Source organism: Rothia sp. HMSC069C03 (assembly GCF_001811075.1).
GTDB classification, from domain to species: Bacteria; Actinomycetota; Actinomycetes; order Actinomycetales; family Micrococcaceae; genus Rothia; species Rothia mucilaginosa.
Map to the genome: position 1 here is coordinate 283,777 of NZ_KZ627140.1, position 16,635 is coordinate 300,411.

9 protein-coding genes and 1 pseudogene are annotated in these 16,635 nt (G+C 59.8%); 8 read left to right on the forward strand and 2 right to left on the reverse strand.

The genetic code is table 11. From position 1 onward, the window contains the following. Nucleotides 1–530: 530 nt before the first annotated feature. Entirely contained in the window at nucleotides 531–3,200 is a 2,670-nt protein-coding gene (gene nirB / locus HMPREF2779_RS08300) for a nitrite reductase large subunit NirB (RefSeq protein ID WP_105361286.1), read from the forward strand. A gap of 1 nt (nucleotide 3,201) precedes the next feature. After that, nucleotides 3,202–4,113, forward strand: coding sequence for a uroporphyrinogen-III C-methyltransferase (gene cobA / locus HMPREF2779_RS08305; RefSeq protein WP_105361287.1), 912 nt, complete (start codon nucleotides 3,202–3,204; stop codon nucleotides 4,111–4,113). A 237-nt stretch (nucleotides 4,114–4,350) separates the two neighbouring features. Here cobA and HMPREF2779_RS08310 read toward each other — a convergent pair whose 3' ends face one another. Both HMPREF2779_RS08310 and HMPREF2779_RS08315 read right to left on the reverse strand, forming a co-directional pair. Then, nucleotides 4,351–5,274 carry a DUF6318 family protein gene (locus HMPREF2779_RS08310; protein WP_105361288.1) on the reverse strand — a complete coding sequence of 308 codons (924 nt, stop codon included), beginning with the start codon at nucleotides 5,272–5,274 and terminating at the stop codon, nucleotides 4,351–4,353. Nucleotides 5,275–5,678: 404 nt separating this feature from the next. Continuing rightward, nucleotides 5,679–6,398 carry a DUF6318 family protein gene (locus tag HMPREF2779_RS08315; protein ID WP_233992329.1) on the reverse strand — a complete coding sequence of 240 codons (720 nt, stop codon included), beginning with the start codon at nucleotides 6,396–6,398 and terminating at the stop codon, nucleotides 5,679–5,681. A gap of 1,297 nt (nucleotides 6,399–7,695) precedes the next feature. Between HMPREF2779_RS08315 and ileS the strand changes: the two genes are divergently transcribed. From ileS to HMPREF2779_RS09265, 6 genes and pseudogenes are all read left to right on the forward strand, one after another. Then, on the forward strand, nucleotides 7,696–11,037 hold the full coding sequence (gene ileS, locus HMPREF2779_RS08320) for an isoleucine--tRNA ligase (RefSeq protein WP_105361289.1): 3,342 nt from the start codon (nucleotides 7,696–7,698) through the stop codon (nucleotides 11,035–11,037). A 116-nt stretch (nucleotides 11,038–11,153) separates the two neighbouring features. Then, nucleotides 11,154–12,824 (forward strand): bifunctional folylpolyglutamate synthase/dihydrofolate synthase, encoded by a 1,671-nt coding sequence (locus HMPREF2779_RS08325; protein ID WP_105361290.1) that lies wholly within the window; start codon nucleotides 11,154–11,156, stop codon nucleotides 12,822–12,824. Nucleotides 12,825–13,248: 424 nt separating this feature from the next. Continuing rightward, on the forward strand, nucleotides 13,249–13,926 hold the full coding sequence (locus HMPREF2779_RS08330; protein ID WP_070686503.1) for a TenA family protein: 678 nt from the start codon (nucleotides 13,249–13,251) through the stop codon (nucleotides 13,924–13,926). A 324-nt stretch (nucleotides 13,927–14,250) separates the two neighbouring features. Then, on the forward strand, nucleotides 14,251–14,913 hold the full coding sequence (locus tag HMPREF2779_RS08335) for a vitamin K epoxide reductase family protein (protein WP_070686501.1): 663 nt from the start codon (nucleotides 14,251–14,253) through the stop codon (nucleotides 14,911–14,913). Between the two features lie 326 nt (nucleotides 14,914–15,239). After that, nucleotides 15,240–15,479, forward strand: a complete 240-nt coding sequence (locus tag HMPREF2779_RS08340) for a nucleoside-diphosphate sugar epimerase (protein ID WP_070635093.1) — start codon at nucleotides 15,240–15,242, stop codon at nucleotides 15,477–15,479. Nucleotides 15,480–16,075: 596 nt separating this feature from the next. Then, nucleotides 16,076–16,635: pseudogene (locus HMPREF2779_RS09265) on the forward strand (ribonuclease G); the annotation flags it as partial.

Genomic DNA, 16,635 nt, shown 5'->3' on the forward strand with positions numbered 1-16,635 from the left:
AAGCGGTGGTCTGCGCCGCGCGGGTGCAGGACACAATAGCGGTTCGTGTGTTCTTTGTTTGGAGTTTACCTTATGAAACCCACATTTGGAAATGGGGCGCGCGGAGGGTGCTAAAGGTTATTTTTACCCTAAAAAGACAATCTCAAATTTCATAGATTAGCCTTACCTAAATTAAGTTTAGGTAAGGTAAGAATACCCTATTTCAGCCCGGTATTCCGCGGGTTTTTTGGAAAATTTTCCCAAAAAATGCGGATTTTCGATGCTTCGAGCCCGCGCTAGAGTGTACGATAAAAGTCGTAGTTTAAAACGCCTTTTGACTGCCTGGAAAAAACAACATAATCCCACACAAAAATGTTTCGTAATTTTCAGATGCATTCTAAAGAAGCGGGCGCTCCAACTACTCGGTACGCATCAGGTACGAGCCCAACGGCGCGGAAACTAGGAGTTCCAACGCCAGGCACGCCACAGCCGCGTACTGAGAGTAGACAAGTGCCATGAACTACCTGCATTACAACTAGGAAGGAAAATCTATGTCGCACACCCCCCGCAACATTCTCGTTGTCGGCGCAGGCCCCGCTGCGTGGCGTTTTGTACGCGCGTACCACGAAGGCGCTGAAGCTGCCGGTCGCGCGGCGGACACCATCACCGTCCTCAACGACGAGCCCTACATCCCCTACGACCGCGTTGCTATCGAGCAGATCTTCAAGGACACCGAGAAGGACCTGACCCTCGGTGATCCCGAACTGTGGAATGCAGAGAACATCAACCTGGTCAACAACTGCCACGCAGAGAAGCTTGACCGCACCCGCCGCGTTGTTACCGACACCGAGGGCAACGAGTACCCCTACGATGTGCTGGTATTCGCAACCGGTTCCCGCGCGGTTCGTATCCCCATTCTTAACTCGGACGCTGCACACGTCTTCCGCACCATTGACGACGTGAAGAACATGGTCTCCGAGGTCAAGCGCCTGCAGGACACCCTCGGCCGCGCACCCCGCGGTATTGTCGTCGGTGGCGGTCTGCTCGGCCTCGAAGCAGCTGAGGGTCTGAAGGACCTGGGCGCAGAGCCCACCATCCTGGACGTGGCACCCTGGCTGCTCTCCGTTGAGGTTGACCAGGGCGGCGGTTACGCCGTGAACGCCCAGATCAAGGCAACCGGCATTGAGATTGAGACCGGCGTGTACATCTCCGGCATCAACAAGGATGCTGACGGCAACGTCGTCTCCGTCTCCATCGCAGATTCTCCCTCTGAGGATGCAGAAATCCGCACCCTGCCCGCCGACATGGTGGTCTTCGGTGCCGGTATTCGCCCCAACGACGAGCTGGCACGCGACGCCGATCTGGCACTGGGCGAGCGCGGTGGTATTCTCGTCAACGACGCATGCCACTCCTCCGACGAGCACATTTGGGCTATCGGTGAGGTCGCCTGCGTACTGGGCCGCACCTGGGGTCTGGTCGCACCGGCTAACGCTATGGCTGACGCTGTGGCAGCTAACCTGCTCAACGACAACGAAGAAGCTCAGGTTGAAGAGTTCGACATTGCAACCAAGCTGAAGTTCTCCGGCGTTCAGGTTGCTGGCTTCGGTGACCGCCGCGGCACCACCGAGGGTTGCCTCGAGGTTCTGTTCGCAGATCCCGCGCGCGGTATGTACCAGAAGATTGTGACCAGTGGCGACGCAAAGACCCTGCTGGGTGGCGTGTTTGTTGGTGACACCGCTCCCTTCGACTCCCTGAAGCCCCTGCTCGGTCGCGAACTGCCCGCTGAGCCGAACGTCTACCTGACCGCAGCTGGCGGCGGCGACGGCATCCCCGACACCGAACTGCCCGACGACGCAATCCTGTGTTCCTGCAACAACATCAGCTTCGGTGCTGTCCGCGAGGCAATCGTTGACGGCAACCACGATGTTGCATCCCTGAAGTCCTGCACCACCGCGGGTACCCAGTGTGGTTCCTGTGTTCCGATGCTGCAGAAGACTTTGGAACAGCAGATGAAGAAGATGGGTCTGGCCGTCTCCAAGGCACTGTGTGAGCACTTCGACTTCTCCCGTGCTGAGCTGGCTGAGGCTGTGCGCCTGACCAGCCTGGATGACTTCGACTCCGTGCTGGCACGCTTCGGCCGCGGTGGCGACGGCTGTGCTATCTGTAAGCCGACCGTTGCGTCGATTCTCTCCTCCTTCCGCAACTCCTACGTCCTGGATGCAGGCCGCGGTGGTATTCAGGAGACCAACGACCGTGCGCTGGCAAACATGCAGAAGAACGGTACCTACTCCGTCGTTCCGCGTATTCCTGCAGGTGAGATTCCCGCTAAGAAGCTGGGTGTCATCGCAGAGGTCGCTGAAGAGTTCGGTCTGTACGTGAAGATCACCGGTGCACAGCGTATCGGTATGTTCGGTGCTCGCCTGGAGCAGCTGCCCTACATTTGGGAACGCCTGGTGGATGCTGGCTTCGAGTCCGGTCAGGCATACGGTAAGTCCCTGCGTAACGTGAAGTCCTGCATGGGTTCGACCTGGTGCCGCTTCGGTGTTCAGGACTCTACCGGCATGGCAGTCCAGCTCGAGAACCGTTACCGCGGTCTGCGCTCCCCGCACAAGTTCAAGTTCGGTGTTTCCGGTTGTAACCGTGAATGTGCTGAGGCACAGGGTAAGGACGTTGGTCTGATTGCAACCACCAACGGCTGGAACCTGTACCTGGGTGGTAACGGTGGTGCAAACCCCGCTCACGGTCGTCTCTTCGTCAAGGACGCCTCCAGCGAGGACATCGTCCGCTACATTGACCGCTACCTGATGTACTACATCCGTACCGCAGACAAGCTGCAGCGTACTGCTCGTTGGCTTGAGGACCTGGATGAGGAGCACGGCGACGGTCTGGCACACCTGCAGTCCGTCCTCATTGAGGACTCCCTGGGTGTGTGCGAGGACTTGGAACGCGATATGCAGCGTCACGTTGACTCCTACGAGGACGAGTGGGCTGCAACCCTGCGCGACGAGCGCCGCCTGCGCCGCTTCCGTGCCTTCATCAACCAGCCCGACGGCAGCGACGAGGGTTCGCACCTGTACGTGCTGGAGCGCGAGCAGATTCGCCCCGCAACCCCCGAGGAAATTGCGGCGGCAGAAGCTGGCGAGTCCAACACCGTCCTGCTGACCGGTGCCAAGATTCCCGTGGGTAAGCCCAGTGACCTCAACCCGGTCCCGGCAGCGTAGTATGTGCCCGAAGATTCCTCCGTTCCCGCCCCGCGAGTTCGCCACTATTGACGAAATTCTCGCGGGCGGGGCGCCCGGTCACACCCTGGGCGATAGCGTGACGGAACGTGGCATTCTTCTGCCCGGCGAGCCTGCTGAGAACCCCGGCAAGGTCTACATTGTGGGGGGCGGCCCCGGTGCCGCTGACCTGCTGACCCTGCGTGCGGCACGTGCCCTGAGTGAGGCGGACGTGGTCCTTCTGGATCACCTCGCCCCGCAGGAGTATGGTGAGTACGCGCCGAACGCCCTCATTGTTGATGTGGGCAAGGTTCCCGGCAAGCACGCTGTTCCGCAGTCCCGCATTCAGCAGCTCATGATTGATTACGCGCTTTCGGGTAAGACCGTGGTGCGTTTGAAGGGTGGCGACCCGTACGTGTACGGTCGCGGCGCTGAAGAGCTGGATGCATGCATCGCCGCAGGCCTGGAGGCTGAGGTTATCCCCGGCATTACCAGCGCCATTGCGGTTCCTGCGCGTGCGGCGATTCCGGTGACCCTGCGTAAGGTATCCTCGATTTTCACCGTCATTTCTGGTCACTCCGGCCTGTCGGAGACCGAAGTGTCGGCGGTTGAGGCGACCCTGCGTGCCCAGGGCACCGTGGTGCTGCTGATGGGCGTTCGTACCCTGCCCGATACGGTGGCGTCTCTGCTCTCTCGTGGGATTGAGGCTGACACGCCGCTGGCAACCATTGAGAACGGTTTCTCTGAGAAGGAGCGCGTGAATGTCACGACCCTTGAGAACGCTCAGGTAGATTGCGCATCGGTTAAGGCGCCGGCTATTACCGTCATCGGTGAAGTCGTGCATTATGCTCGCGATGATCAGAACCGCTTTGTGAGCGAGGTTCACGAGCGTCTGCGTGAGCGTTCCACCTCCTAGAGGCGGTGCACTAGATAGTATTACGCAGCCCCGCAACCTTGGTTTTCCTAGTTGCCAAGGAGCGGGGCTGCTGCTGTGTCTGCTGTTATTGCTGCGCGTGCAAATGCTAGATGTTGGGCGACTGAGGCGCTCGCAGGCGCAGTAGCGCCGGTAGCGCGGCGGCACAAAAACATACGAAAGCGGGGCGGGTATCGACTGATACCCGCCCCGCTTCGTCAGGGGTGTTGCTCTCAGAGCCTAGATCTTGAAGTCGTTGTTACTACCAGAGCTAGAGCTACCGGACTTGCCTGCAGAAGAAGATGCGGAGGGACCCTCAAAGACCTTGCGGAATTGGTCGCTGTACTGGGACACGAAGTACTCACGGCTGGTCACGCACCATTTGCCCTCGGCGTACACCACGTAGATCACGACGTCCAGGGTGCTTGCCTTCTGAGGCTCACCCGTGCCCTTCTGGTAGATGGTGTATTCCTTGACGACATCCCGGCAGGGGAACGCCACAACAGCCAAATCGGTAGAGACAAGAGCCTTCGCGTCCTTATCGTCACGGATGCTCAGCTTGCTCTCGTAGTCCTTAGTCCAACCACCCGCGGCGTAGAGCTTAGCAATAGCCTTCAGGTTGTTGACCAGGCCGCTGTCAGCGCCGTGAACCAGACCCTTGAGGTACTGCAGGTCGCCGTTGTACATCGCAGCAATGTACGCGCTCTGGTAAGCAGCCAGGGTCTTGTAGGCGCCCTCGAGACTGACGGTACGCTGAGACACCGCATCAATGACCGGAATCGGAACGTTCTTCGCGGGGGAAGTTTCGGTCGGCTCAACATAGTGCGCAAGGGCGGGCCTGTACTCGTACTTGACGTCGCCAATGTACTTCTTATAGTCCTTCAAGAACTCGGTGGGCGGAATAATCTTCGCGCTGTTATGGATTGATGAGGACGAAGACGAAGCAGAGGCGGATGCCGAAGCCGAAGCTGAGGGGGAAGCGGAGGAGCTCGGGGAGCCGGAGAAAGTATCGCCGGTACCGGTGGGGCGAATATCCTTGTTGAAAGCGCATCCTGCTAGAGCCAAAGTACCGGCGGTCAGACTGCCAAAAAGAACGGTGCGGCGGGTCAATCCGTTTCGGTCGTTAGCAGAGAAGCTGGCGTGTGCACTCGGCCGGAAGGACATGGTATCTCCTGAAAATGGTTGATTGAGGTAGCTCGCTTCACAACGCTGTGATGCGTACGAAAGGACCCGCCTCATCGTTTTGTATGGGGCGCGGTACAAAGGGGGTACCGGGATACGGGTGTGCCGGAGCGTGAACTGCGGCGGTATGAATTATCCAATTCTTACTATAGAAGATTGGTTTTAAAACTTCGTCAAAAAACCCTGGACATTGTCTTTAAGGCACAATAACCCAAAGCCGGTGAGGTGTAGGGTAACTGTACCTCAACGACTTTGGGTTATTGATGATTGGAATTATAAGACGGGGTTATTCTCGACCTTACTCTCGACCGGGGAGGGGAGAGAGGTTCGGGAGGGGGTAGTAGGCCGTGGGTATTAGACACCTGTGGAATTAGAGCTTGCCGGAATTAGACCTTAGTGGAGCCGCGACCCGAGGACGGCGAACCGCTAGAACCGGCAGAGCTGGAACCTCTGGAGCCAGAAGAGGAGGAAGAGTCCTTGCCGTCATTCAAACGCTCCTCCGCATAGCGGTTACTAATTCGCCACCACTTACCCTCGGTGTAGAGCATCACGTGCGGCATGGATACCTGAGTAATCTCCGGTACCTTGCGCTCGGTGCCATCGGGCATATGAATGGCGGTGGCAGAATACTTGGCATCCATCATGATTTCTACGTAACCGTCACCGTTCTTTAATGCGGTTCGAGGCTCCGTATCCTGCATGATAATGCTGCAGGTGAACTCCATGTACCAGCCGTTCTTCTCGTACAGTTCCTTGACTGCCTTGACCTCTTCAATAGCGCGCTTATCAGCCGGGTAGATCAGCTCAATCGTCTGATCCGCGTAGCGTCCATCCTTGAGTGCGGTGATCTGGGCGCTGTAGTATGCGCGCAACGTCTCGTAGGCACCCTGGAAGGTCGGTTCCTCACGGTGCGGAACGGTCTTGAGGGGCTTGGGTACGTTCTTCGCCGGGGAAGAAGCGGTTGCGGGCTGGTACTCACCCATGTACTCGCCGGTCAGCTTCAGGGGACCGGGGTACTTCTTCCAACCTTCGACAAGCGCATCCTCAGATACGGGTACGCGTGCCGCGCTGGACGAGCTGCTCTTGGCACTTGCTGAAGCGCTCACTGATGAAGTAGTGGTAGCAGACGGTGAACTAGATGCAGAAGCGGTCGCGCCCCGATGAAGAGGGTAGATGCTATCGAATCATCATTGATGTGTTGCACGATTCATTTTAGACTATTTTGAGTTCAAAATGCACGAAAAGATACCTTAGCAATCCCTGAGAGCCTATGGGGTACTCAAGATATCAATCACTGTAAAGTATTGCGGGTACACCCTGTCGGTGGGGAGCTATTTGATGGGGGCGACTGCTCAGTGAAGGGGGTATGTGCATGTCGAGCTAAGTGATTTCAATCATATTTATGGCCTGAAAAACGAAAGAGTCTCGTCCCAGTGTTTGTAAAAGATGGGGGAGAGGGGGGGTGGTTCAACTTTCTGAATGCGAGGGGATTTTCAGTAGTCCAGGAGAAATACCCGATTCAACAAGGGGAAGCCCGCTCGGCAATCCCCGAATATGCACTCTATTCACTCGCTATGCATTGCTGAATCATCCAGGAAAACCGGTTCCCACACGGGATATTGAGGGGGTGAAAACTTGTAGGGGTGAATATCTAGTGGAATTACATCGGTGTTCACCCCATATCTTGTGGTTGTACTGATAGTAATCCCGCAGGCTCCCTCAAAAAAATCGAAACCCACTTAAAACAATACTTGAGGAATGTAAAAACATACATCCTTAAACACGCCCGAGTGCGGGGTAGTGCAAGACCTCTTATTCCCCTTACTCGCTCTAGATATCGCCGAACGAAGAACCAATCTGTTTTGTGTCTCCAGTATCGGTGCATCGGAAAAGTGCTATTCAAACCCACACTCCGCGGGGTTGCATACAGACACAAAAGCCACATAAACTAATTAGTGTTTGCAACGACCCGGCCATCACCGGCGAGCAATTCGGAAGAACGGACCGCACCTGCGGGCACCCGCCAATCGCTGCGGCGAGGGTGTCTTAGCGGAAGAGATGTAGTCCCAGTAGAACCGGACGGTTAAGCCCGATATAGCTGTAATAAGCGACTGATGCCCGCCCAACGCGCCGCTCTTCCGGTGGCTAGGTATCGCGGACATGTACCGCGGCACCCCGTAGCCCCGGGAGGGTTCGGTGCGTTGAGCTGTTAAATCAGTAAGCAAGGTGGTACCGCGCCGCATCCCGACCCCGGCACAACCCGGGCAAGTCAGCGATGCCCAGGCGTCCTTGCACCCGTCATGTCAATCCTCACCCGCTGAAACAGTGCGGACGACGAGTGCTACGTACCCTGTCGCCCCAACCTCTCAGCGTTGAGAACAACAGATAAGGGCGCACAAACACATGTCCCATGTTTACCCTAAGGCGAGCGCCTTCGAAGCCGCAGGAAGCGGCGTCACCGCATCGCCCAAGTTCCCCGCACTCGAAGAGGCAGTCCTCGACTACTGGAAGAAGGACAACACCTTCTCCGCATCCGTTGAGAACCGCCCCGCAGGCGAAAACGGCGAAAACGAATTCGTCTTCTACGACGGCCCTCCCTTCGCTAACGGCCTGCCCCACTACGGCCACCTGCTCACCGGCTACGCCAAGGACCTCGTCGCACGCTACCAGACTCAGCGCGGCCACAAGGTAGAACGCCGCTTCGGCTGGGACACCCACGGCCTGCCCGCAGAACTCGAGGCAATGAAGCAGCTCGGCATGACCGACAAGCGCGAAATCCTCGAAATGGGTATCGACAACTTCAACGACGCTGCCCGCGCATCCGTGCTCAAGTACACCAACGAGTGGGAAAAGTACGTCACCCGCCAGGCCCGCTGGGTCGACTTCGAAAACGACTACAAGACCCTGAACGTCGAGTACATGGAGTCCGTCATCTGGGCGTTCAAGCGCCTCTACGACAAGGGCCTGACCTACCAGGGATTCCGCGTGCTGCCCTACTGCTGGAAGGATGAGACTCCCCTCTCCAACCACGAGCTGCGCATGGACGACGACGTGTACAAGGACCGCCAGGACCAGACCGTCACCGTCGCATTCCGCCTCACCGCAGACACCGCCCTCGGTGCTGACGAGAAGGTCGCCGCAGAACTCGACGGCGTCGAAGCACTCGCATGGACCACCACCCCCTGGACCCTGCCCACCAACCAGGCGCTCGCAGTCGGACCCGAGATTGAATACTCCGTCGTACCCGGCGCGGGCAAGTTTGAGGGCCGCTCCTTCCTGATTGCCTCCGAGCTGCTCGGCTCCTACGCCAAGGACCTCGGCTACGAAGGCGACCAGCCCGAAAAGGACGCAGCCGCAGCCGTCACCGCACGCTACACCGGCTCCCAGCTCGAGCACGTGCGCTACACCCCGCTGTGGGACTACTTCGCAGACACCGAAAAGTGGGGCACAGAAACCTCCTGGCAGATTCTCGTCGCCGACTACGTCACCACCGGTGACGGTACCGGCATCGTCCACCAGGCACCTGCCTACGGTGAAGACGACCAGAAGGTCTGTGAAGGCTACGGCATCCCCGTGATTCTCTCCCTCGACGAAGGCGCAAAGTTCCTGAACCTCTTCGCCGAGCCCACCGCCTCCGGCTCCACCGCCCTGGCTGAGATTTCAGGCGTGCAGGCATTCGACGCGAACCGCACCATCATCAACGCCCTCAAGGCAGACGATGTGCTGATCCGCGAGAAGTCCTACGTGCACTCCTACCCGCACTGCTGGCGCTGCCGCACCCCGCTCATCTACCGTGCAATCACCTCCTGGTACGTGAAGGTCACCGACTTCAAGGACCGCATGTACGAGCTGAACAAGCAGATCAACTGGATCCCGGAAAACGTGAAGTACGGCCAGTTCGGCAAGTGGGTTGAGAACGCACGCGACTGGTCCATCTCCCGTAACCGCTTCTGGGGCTCCCCGATCCCCGTGTGGGTTTCGGACGACCCGAACTACCCGCGCATGGACGTGTACGGCTCCCTCGAAGAGCTCAAGGCAGACTTCGGCTGCCTGCCCCTGAACAAGGACGGCGAACCCGACCTGCACCGCCCGTACATTGACGAGCTGACCCGCCCGAACCCGGACGACCCGACCGGCAAGTCCACCATGCGCCGTGTGGAAGACGTGCTCGACGTCTGGTTCGACTCCGGCTCCATGCCCTACGCACAGGTGCACTACCCCTTCGAGAACCAGGAATGGTTCGAGAACCACTACCCGGCAGACTTCATCGTCGAGTACATCGGTCAGACCCGCGGCTGGTTCTACGTGCTGCACGTACTGGCCACCGCGCTCTTCGACCGCCCCGCGTTCAAGAACGTGATCAGCCACGGTATTGTGCTCGGCTCGGACGGTCAGAAGATGTCCAAGTCCCTGCGTAACTACCCGGACGTCTCCGAGGTCCTCGACCGCGACGGCTCCGACGCGATGCGCTGGTTCCTGATGTCCTCCCCGATCCTGCGCGGCGGCAACCTGATCGTGACCGAGCAGGGTATCCGCGAGGGTGTTCGCCAGGTCATGCTGCCGCTGTGGAACGTCTACCACTTCTTCGCCCTGTACGCTAACGCCGCCAACAACGGCGAAGGCTACAGCGCAAAGCTCAAGTACGACTCGCAGCACGTGATGGACCGCTTCATCCTCGGCAAGACCCGCGAACTCATCGAGCAGGTCACTGCAGCGATGGACTCCTACGACATCTGGAACGCCTGCGAATCCCTGCGCCAGTACGCCGACGCACTGACCAACTGGTACGTGCGTCGCTCCCGCGAGCGCTTCTTCAACGAAGACACCGACGCATTCGACACCCTCTACACCGCACTGGTGACCGTGTCGAAGGTCGCCGCGTCCCTGCTGCCGCTCAGCAGTGAGGAAATCTACCGCGGCCTCACCGGTGAACGCTCCGTGCACCTGGCTGACTGGCCCGAGGCATCCGCTTTCGCTGACGAGTCCGACCTGCTGGCTCTCATGCAGACCGTGCGTGAGGTCTGCTCCGCAGGTTCGGCACTGCGCAAGGAAAAGAAGATCCGTGTGCGTCAGCCGCTGCAGAAGATGACCGTGGCAATCGCACCCGAGCAGTTCGCAGCCCTGGGCACCGCTTTCGGTGAGAAGGGCGCGGAGTACTTCGCGAACATCGTCGAGGACGAGCTGAACCTGCGCCAGGTGGAGCTCGTCAGCGCCGACACCGTCGACCCCGCCGACTACGGCATCTCCCAGCAGCTGAAGGTCAACGCACGTGCGGCAGGTCCGCGCCTGGGCAAGCAGGTGCAGGTTGCTATTAAGGCATCCAAGTCCGGTGACTGGGCCGTGACCGAGGACGGTACCGTCCTGGTCGGCGTGGCAGCTCTGGACGGCGGCCTGGATCTGGAAGAGGGCGAATACGAGCTGGCAACCGTGGTTGCCGCTGACGCTGAGGGTGCTGAGCACACTGCGGCTGCGGTTCTGCCCGGCGGCTTCCTGGTCCTCAACATTGAGCTGACCGACGAGCTGGTTGCCGAGGGTATCGCCCGCGACACCATCCGCGCTATTCAGCAGGCACGTAAGGACGCCGACCTGAACGTTGCGGACCGCATCAACCTGAGCATCGCGGCACCGGAGGAAACTCTGGCAGCTCTGCGCACCAACGAAGCGCTGGTGACCGGCGAAACCCTCGCCGTGTCCCTGCAGCTGAGCGAAGCAGCCGAGCTGAGCATTAGCGTAGCCAAGGCATAAAACGCCTGAACCGTACGGCCGTCCCGCCCCCTTGATTGGGCGGGGCGGCCCGTCGTCTATCCCGCCACACGGCGGGCCCCTGCCGGCACCGGCCGGCTATCCCAGTGAGGAGAACAATGAGCGAGAAGAATTACCCCGCAATTCCCGACCCCGAGGGCGTGGAGCGGGTCTACGGTGAACTGTTGGCGCGAGCGCCCGAAAACAAGATGGCGCCGCGCCTGGACGCTGTGGCGCGCGCCGTCGAAATCCTCGGCGACGTGCACCGTGCCGCGCCGGTCATCCACATCACCGGCACGAACGGCAAGACCAGCACCGCCCGTATGATTGAGGCGCTGCTGCTCGGCCACGACCTGCGCGTGGGCCGCTTTACCAGCCCGCATCTCGAAAGCGTCACCGAGCGTATCTGCATTAACGGCGCGCCCGTACCGGACGCCACCTTTGTGCGTATTTGGGAGGAAATCGCCCCCTACCTGCAGATTGTGGACGCGGAGATGACCTCCCGCGGCGAGCCCGCCCTGACCTTCTTCGAGTCCGTTACCGTGCTTGCCTTCGCGATTTTCGCGGACGAGCCGGTGGACGTGGTGGTGCTCGAGGTCGGTATCGGCGGCACCTGGGATTCCACGAACGTTGCCGACGGCGTGGTTTCCGTGGTCACCCCGATCGGTCTGGATCACACCGACATGCTGGGCGAAACCCTCGCCGAGATTGCGACCGAAAAGTCCGGCATTATCAAGCCCGGTGGCTTCCTGGTTTCTGCGGCACAGGACCCGGAAGCGGCGGACGTACTGCTCGCCTCCGCCCGCGAGAAGGAAGCATCCTTCGCCTTCGAGGGCGTGGAGTTCGGCATTGTCTCCCGTGAGCTTGCGGTCGGCGGTCAGCTGCTGACCCTGCGCGGCCTGGCGGGCGAGTACCCGGATGTGCCGCTGTCCCTGCACGGTGCGCATCAGGCGCAGAACGCCGTGGTGGCTCTCGCCGCCGTGGAGGCGTTCTTCGGCGGTCAGCGTCAGCTGCCCGAGGACGTGGTGCGTACCGCGTTTGAGACGGTGCGCTCGCCGGGCCGTCTGGAGGTTGTGCGCACCGAGCCGCTGACCATCCTGGATGCGGGCCACAACCCGCACGGTGTGCGTGCGTCTGCGGCTGCGCTGACTGAGGCGTTCAAGCTGTCGCACCTGCATTCTGTGGTCGGTATTTTGGGCGAGAAGGATGCTCTGGGCATGTTTGAGGCCATGCGCGAAGAGTACGTTGACGCTTCTGACAGCACGTTCCGCCTGTACCTGGCCGCGTCTGATTCGCCGCGTGCGATTGCGCCGGAGCGTCTGCACGAGCTGGCGCTGGACGCGGGTCTGGACGAAGACTCGATTGAGGTGTTTGAGCACCTGGACGAGGCGATTGCCACCGCCATGGAGAACGCCCTCTTTGAGCAGGAGTCGGCGGGTGTGCTGATTACCGGTTCGATTACTGTCATAGGTGAGGCGCGTACCCTGCTGGCTGCGCATGAGGAGGCGAAGACCCCCGGCGCTGAGGCTGAGGAACTGCCGGATGAGCTGCCCGCCGAGGGTGCTTATGCGGGTTCTGCGGGTGCGGCGTCGGCTTCGACTCTGGCTGCCGCGGCGGCTGCGGCTGCCTCTGCTGAGCCGGATGAGCTGCTTGACGGCATCATGGCTGAGCTGGGTCGCGAGTCTGCTGCGGGTTCTTCGCTGGAGGATTCGCTGGGTCTGCCGCTGGGCGATTCGTACACCGATGATTTCTTCGGTGATGATGATTCCGAGGACGATGCGGATCACTAAAGCGACCTGTTGAGGTTGCAGACATGAGGCGGGGTGCCGCCCCCTAGTTGGTTTTACCGGCTGGGGGAGTGGCGCCCCGTCTTTTTCGTGCCTCCGCTTTTTGTGCCCCGCCTTTTTGATTCTGCCCTCATACGCTGCCCTCATGCTCCCACTCGAACGCATGATTTCTCACGCGTTCCCATGGGCTCTCACCTAACCCAATCGCTCGAATTTAACCGGCATCACCCGCTTTCACTCACCCAACCCCACCCAAAAATCGAAAAGAACGAAAATTTGTGGGCACCTGGCCCCAAAACCTGGCGCGCCTTGGCGTCACGGTGCTATATTCGCTGAGGCGCCGGCCCCAACGCCTGAGGCCGCGCCAACACACCCGCACACATACGCATACCAGCGACGGTATGCATTATCTCGAAAGGCAACTCTTATGTCCGCGTCCTTTGCTGATGTGAATGGAACTGATTCGTTCACTGAAACGTTGCGCCAGGAGAACATTGATACCTGGCTTTCTGCCACGAATCACCGCTTTGTGACTGAACTTTTTGACGGCACGATTGCCCCGCAGGTTATGGCGGGGTACCTTGTGCAGGACTACCGTTTCTTGGACACCTTCCTCGCCCTGATTGGTGGCGCAATCGCCAATGCAGACACTCTCTCTGGGCGCTTGCGGTTGGCGCAGTTTGCTGGTGAAATTGCCGGTGACGAGAACACCTACTTCCTGCGTTGTTTTGAGACTCTGGGCGTGACGGAGCATCAGCGTGAATCCATACCCGATACAGAGGCGACCACCGGCTTCAAGCGTCTCTTCCTCGACGCGGCGGCAAGCGGCAGCTACGCGGCAATCCTGTCGGTGCTGATGGTTTGCGAGGGCCTGTACCTGGATTGGGCGTCGAAGGCTCCCGCCAAGCGCCCCGACTCTTTTGTGCACCACGAGTGGATTACCCTGCACGACTACCCGGAGTTCCGTGAGCTGGTTGATTTCCTGCGCCGCGAACTGGACCGTGTGGGCCCGTCGGATGCGCAGCGTGCCCGCGAGTTCTTTAGCCGCGCGGTGGAGCTGGAGCAACTGTTCTTTGACGAGTCGTACACCCACCCGTTGCCCTAACGTGCCGTCTGTGCGCTCCACGGTAGTTGCCGTGGGAGCCGCCACGCGTGGATGAGGCGAATGCCATAGAAAACATGCGCACCATGCCCCGGAAGGTTCCGCCCGCCGCTACGTTGCGGGCGCCTCCCGGGGTTTTCTGTGTTTAAGGTACGTCACAAAAACACGCCTATTTGCATGATTTGAGGCGTCATATAGGAAATGTAGAAGCTAATGGCGTGCTATTTAACAATGTGAGAGGCTAGGATAAATGGGGTACTGCTTCCGGGGTGCTGGCTATGCCGCGCCGGTAAGTACCACCGTGAAACACTATCTAAAAGGAGTCGTATGAGTACCGCCGCATCGAGTACTACCGAGCCCACCCGCGCTGCAAAAGAAGCGCAGCACGGGCACGCGGGAACCCCGGGCGGCTACTCAGACCGACAGCTCGGATTCTGGCTGGTTGGCGCCGGCCTGATCGCACTCATTTCTTCAGCGATTCTGGTGTACGAGCGCCTGCAGATTTACATTGATGCCGGTCACTCCACGGTCTGCGATATCAACGCCCTGCTCAGCTGCGGCACGGTGATGCGCACTCCGCAGGCGGAAGCTTTCGGCTTCCCGAACCCGTTCATTGGTCTGGTGGGCTTCTCGATTGTGGTGACTATTGGCGCGGCGATGATGGCGGGTGCACGCTTCAAGAAGTGGTTCTGGGTGTGCATGAACATTGGTTTGGCGGCGGCGACCGCATTCATTATGTGGCTGTGGTACCAGACGACGTTCCAGATTAACGCCCTGTGCCTGTTCTGCATGATCGTGTGGGTTATGACTATCACGCTGTTTGTGAAGACTACGGTCCGCAATATTTCGGCGGGTGTTATTCCGGCGTCGCAGTCGATGCGTGAGAGCGCTCGCGGCTGGTCGTGGTTTGCGATTAGCCTGTGGCTGATCCTGATTTTTGGCATTATTGTGATCCGCTTCTTTGAGGTCATTGTGAATATGATGCGCTAAGCAGTTGAGGGCTGATGCCCCGAACTTTCAACGCCCCGGTACTTGTTGGTGCCGGGGCGTTGTTGCGTCTGCGGGTGGGTGAGGCTGCGCAGAATACACCGGGCTGATCGTGCCGGGTAGAATACGCCGGGCTGGGGTGCCGGGTAGCGGGGGAGGCACCGGTGACCCGAGCCGTGAAGTCAGCGGGGAGGCGGCGCGGGTGCGTATAATGGTCAGGTATATTCTTGAGCGGCGTCAGCCGGAGCCGTCCGCGGGTTTTGCCTGCGGCGTTGACTGCCTGCCGTTCTGCTGGACACTAGATTCTTGATACCCCTTCGAGGAGAACCGTGAAGACTGCCGGAATTGCCGCAATGGGCGTTGCTGCCGTTATTTTTCTGACTGCCCTGCTGTTGCTGACCGCCGGTCACTTCTCGCTGCTGTGGGTGATTCTGCTGGTGGTTTCTCCGTTTGTTTTCATTCTGGGCGTTCCGTTTGCGACCGGTTCCGGTCCGGAGTACCTGCCGACCGACCCGAAGCTTGCTCAGCAGGCTCGTGAGGCGCGCGATGCGGAGCTAGGTCTGGACTAGCCCCTCCTCGTAAGAACTTTTTGAAGCCGGGTGGTGCGTAGTGGCACGCCCGGCTTTGCTGTACCCGCAATGCGTCCGCCGCAGCGTGCCCGCGGCAATGTGCCTGCTGCAAGGTGCCCGTGTATCCGGCTGTGGGGGAGCGATGCCCGGATAGGGCGCCGGGGTGGCTTAGAGGTACCCTCTACCGGGTATAATGGAACACGGTGTCTTGTGCGCCCCGCACGCGCATAAAGATCCCCACCAACGCATCGAGGGAGAGTACCCGAAGAGCGCCGGCTATAAGCCGCGGAGCATAACTGTCGCACCGCGCGGGCCGCCCGCCTCGGCGAAGAAACCCGAAGACCGGCAGAGCACCCAGGAAGGGTGTGAGCGTGCCGTGCTCGAGAGCGAGGTGGCTGTGACCGTCGCGGCGCGCTCTGCGTTCCGCCCGCTCGCCCCCTACGGCAGAAGCACTGAACGAGATAGTGCCCGGTAGCGCCGATGAACGCGCACCGTAGGGTGAGGCTTGAGCCGCGGTGACAGCAACTAGGCTTTGCGCTGTATGCGCGCTGTTAAAATCCTTGCGGTGCGGAGCAGGGTGTAACGAAAGAAGATTAATGTCTGACGAGAAGAACGTCGAACTTGGGGTTTTTGAGGCGCTGAACGCCCTCGCGGAGGAGAAGAACGCCTCTGCAGAGACCCGTGAAACTCTGCGTAAGAATGTTCGTGAGAGCTCTGACGCCCAGCAGGGTACTGAGCGCCGCCGTCCGGGTCGCCCGAAGAAGGAGAAAGCTCCTGAGGTTCCCCTGGATGAGGCGATTGCGGCTGGCCTGACCAACCTGCGTAACGCTAAGGCTAAGCACGCGCCGGCACCGAAGGTTGCCGCTCCCGCTGCGTCTGAGACCGAGGTTGCTTCTACCCTCGATAGCCTGTTTGAGGCTGCTGAGAAGAAGGCGGCTGAGCCGGCTGTTGTGGAGAAGACTGCTAAGGTCGAGACTGTCGAGAAGACCGCGAAGGTGGAGGAAGTTGTTGCCCCCGCCGCTGAGTCTGCTGAGCCCGCTGCTGAGTCTGCCGTTGAGGTGAAGGAAGAGACCGCCAAGGTTGAGGTCGTAACCCCCGCAAAGGCTGAGGAAGCTAAGAAGACCGAGGCTGCCGCTGAAGCTCCTGTTGCTGAGGA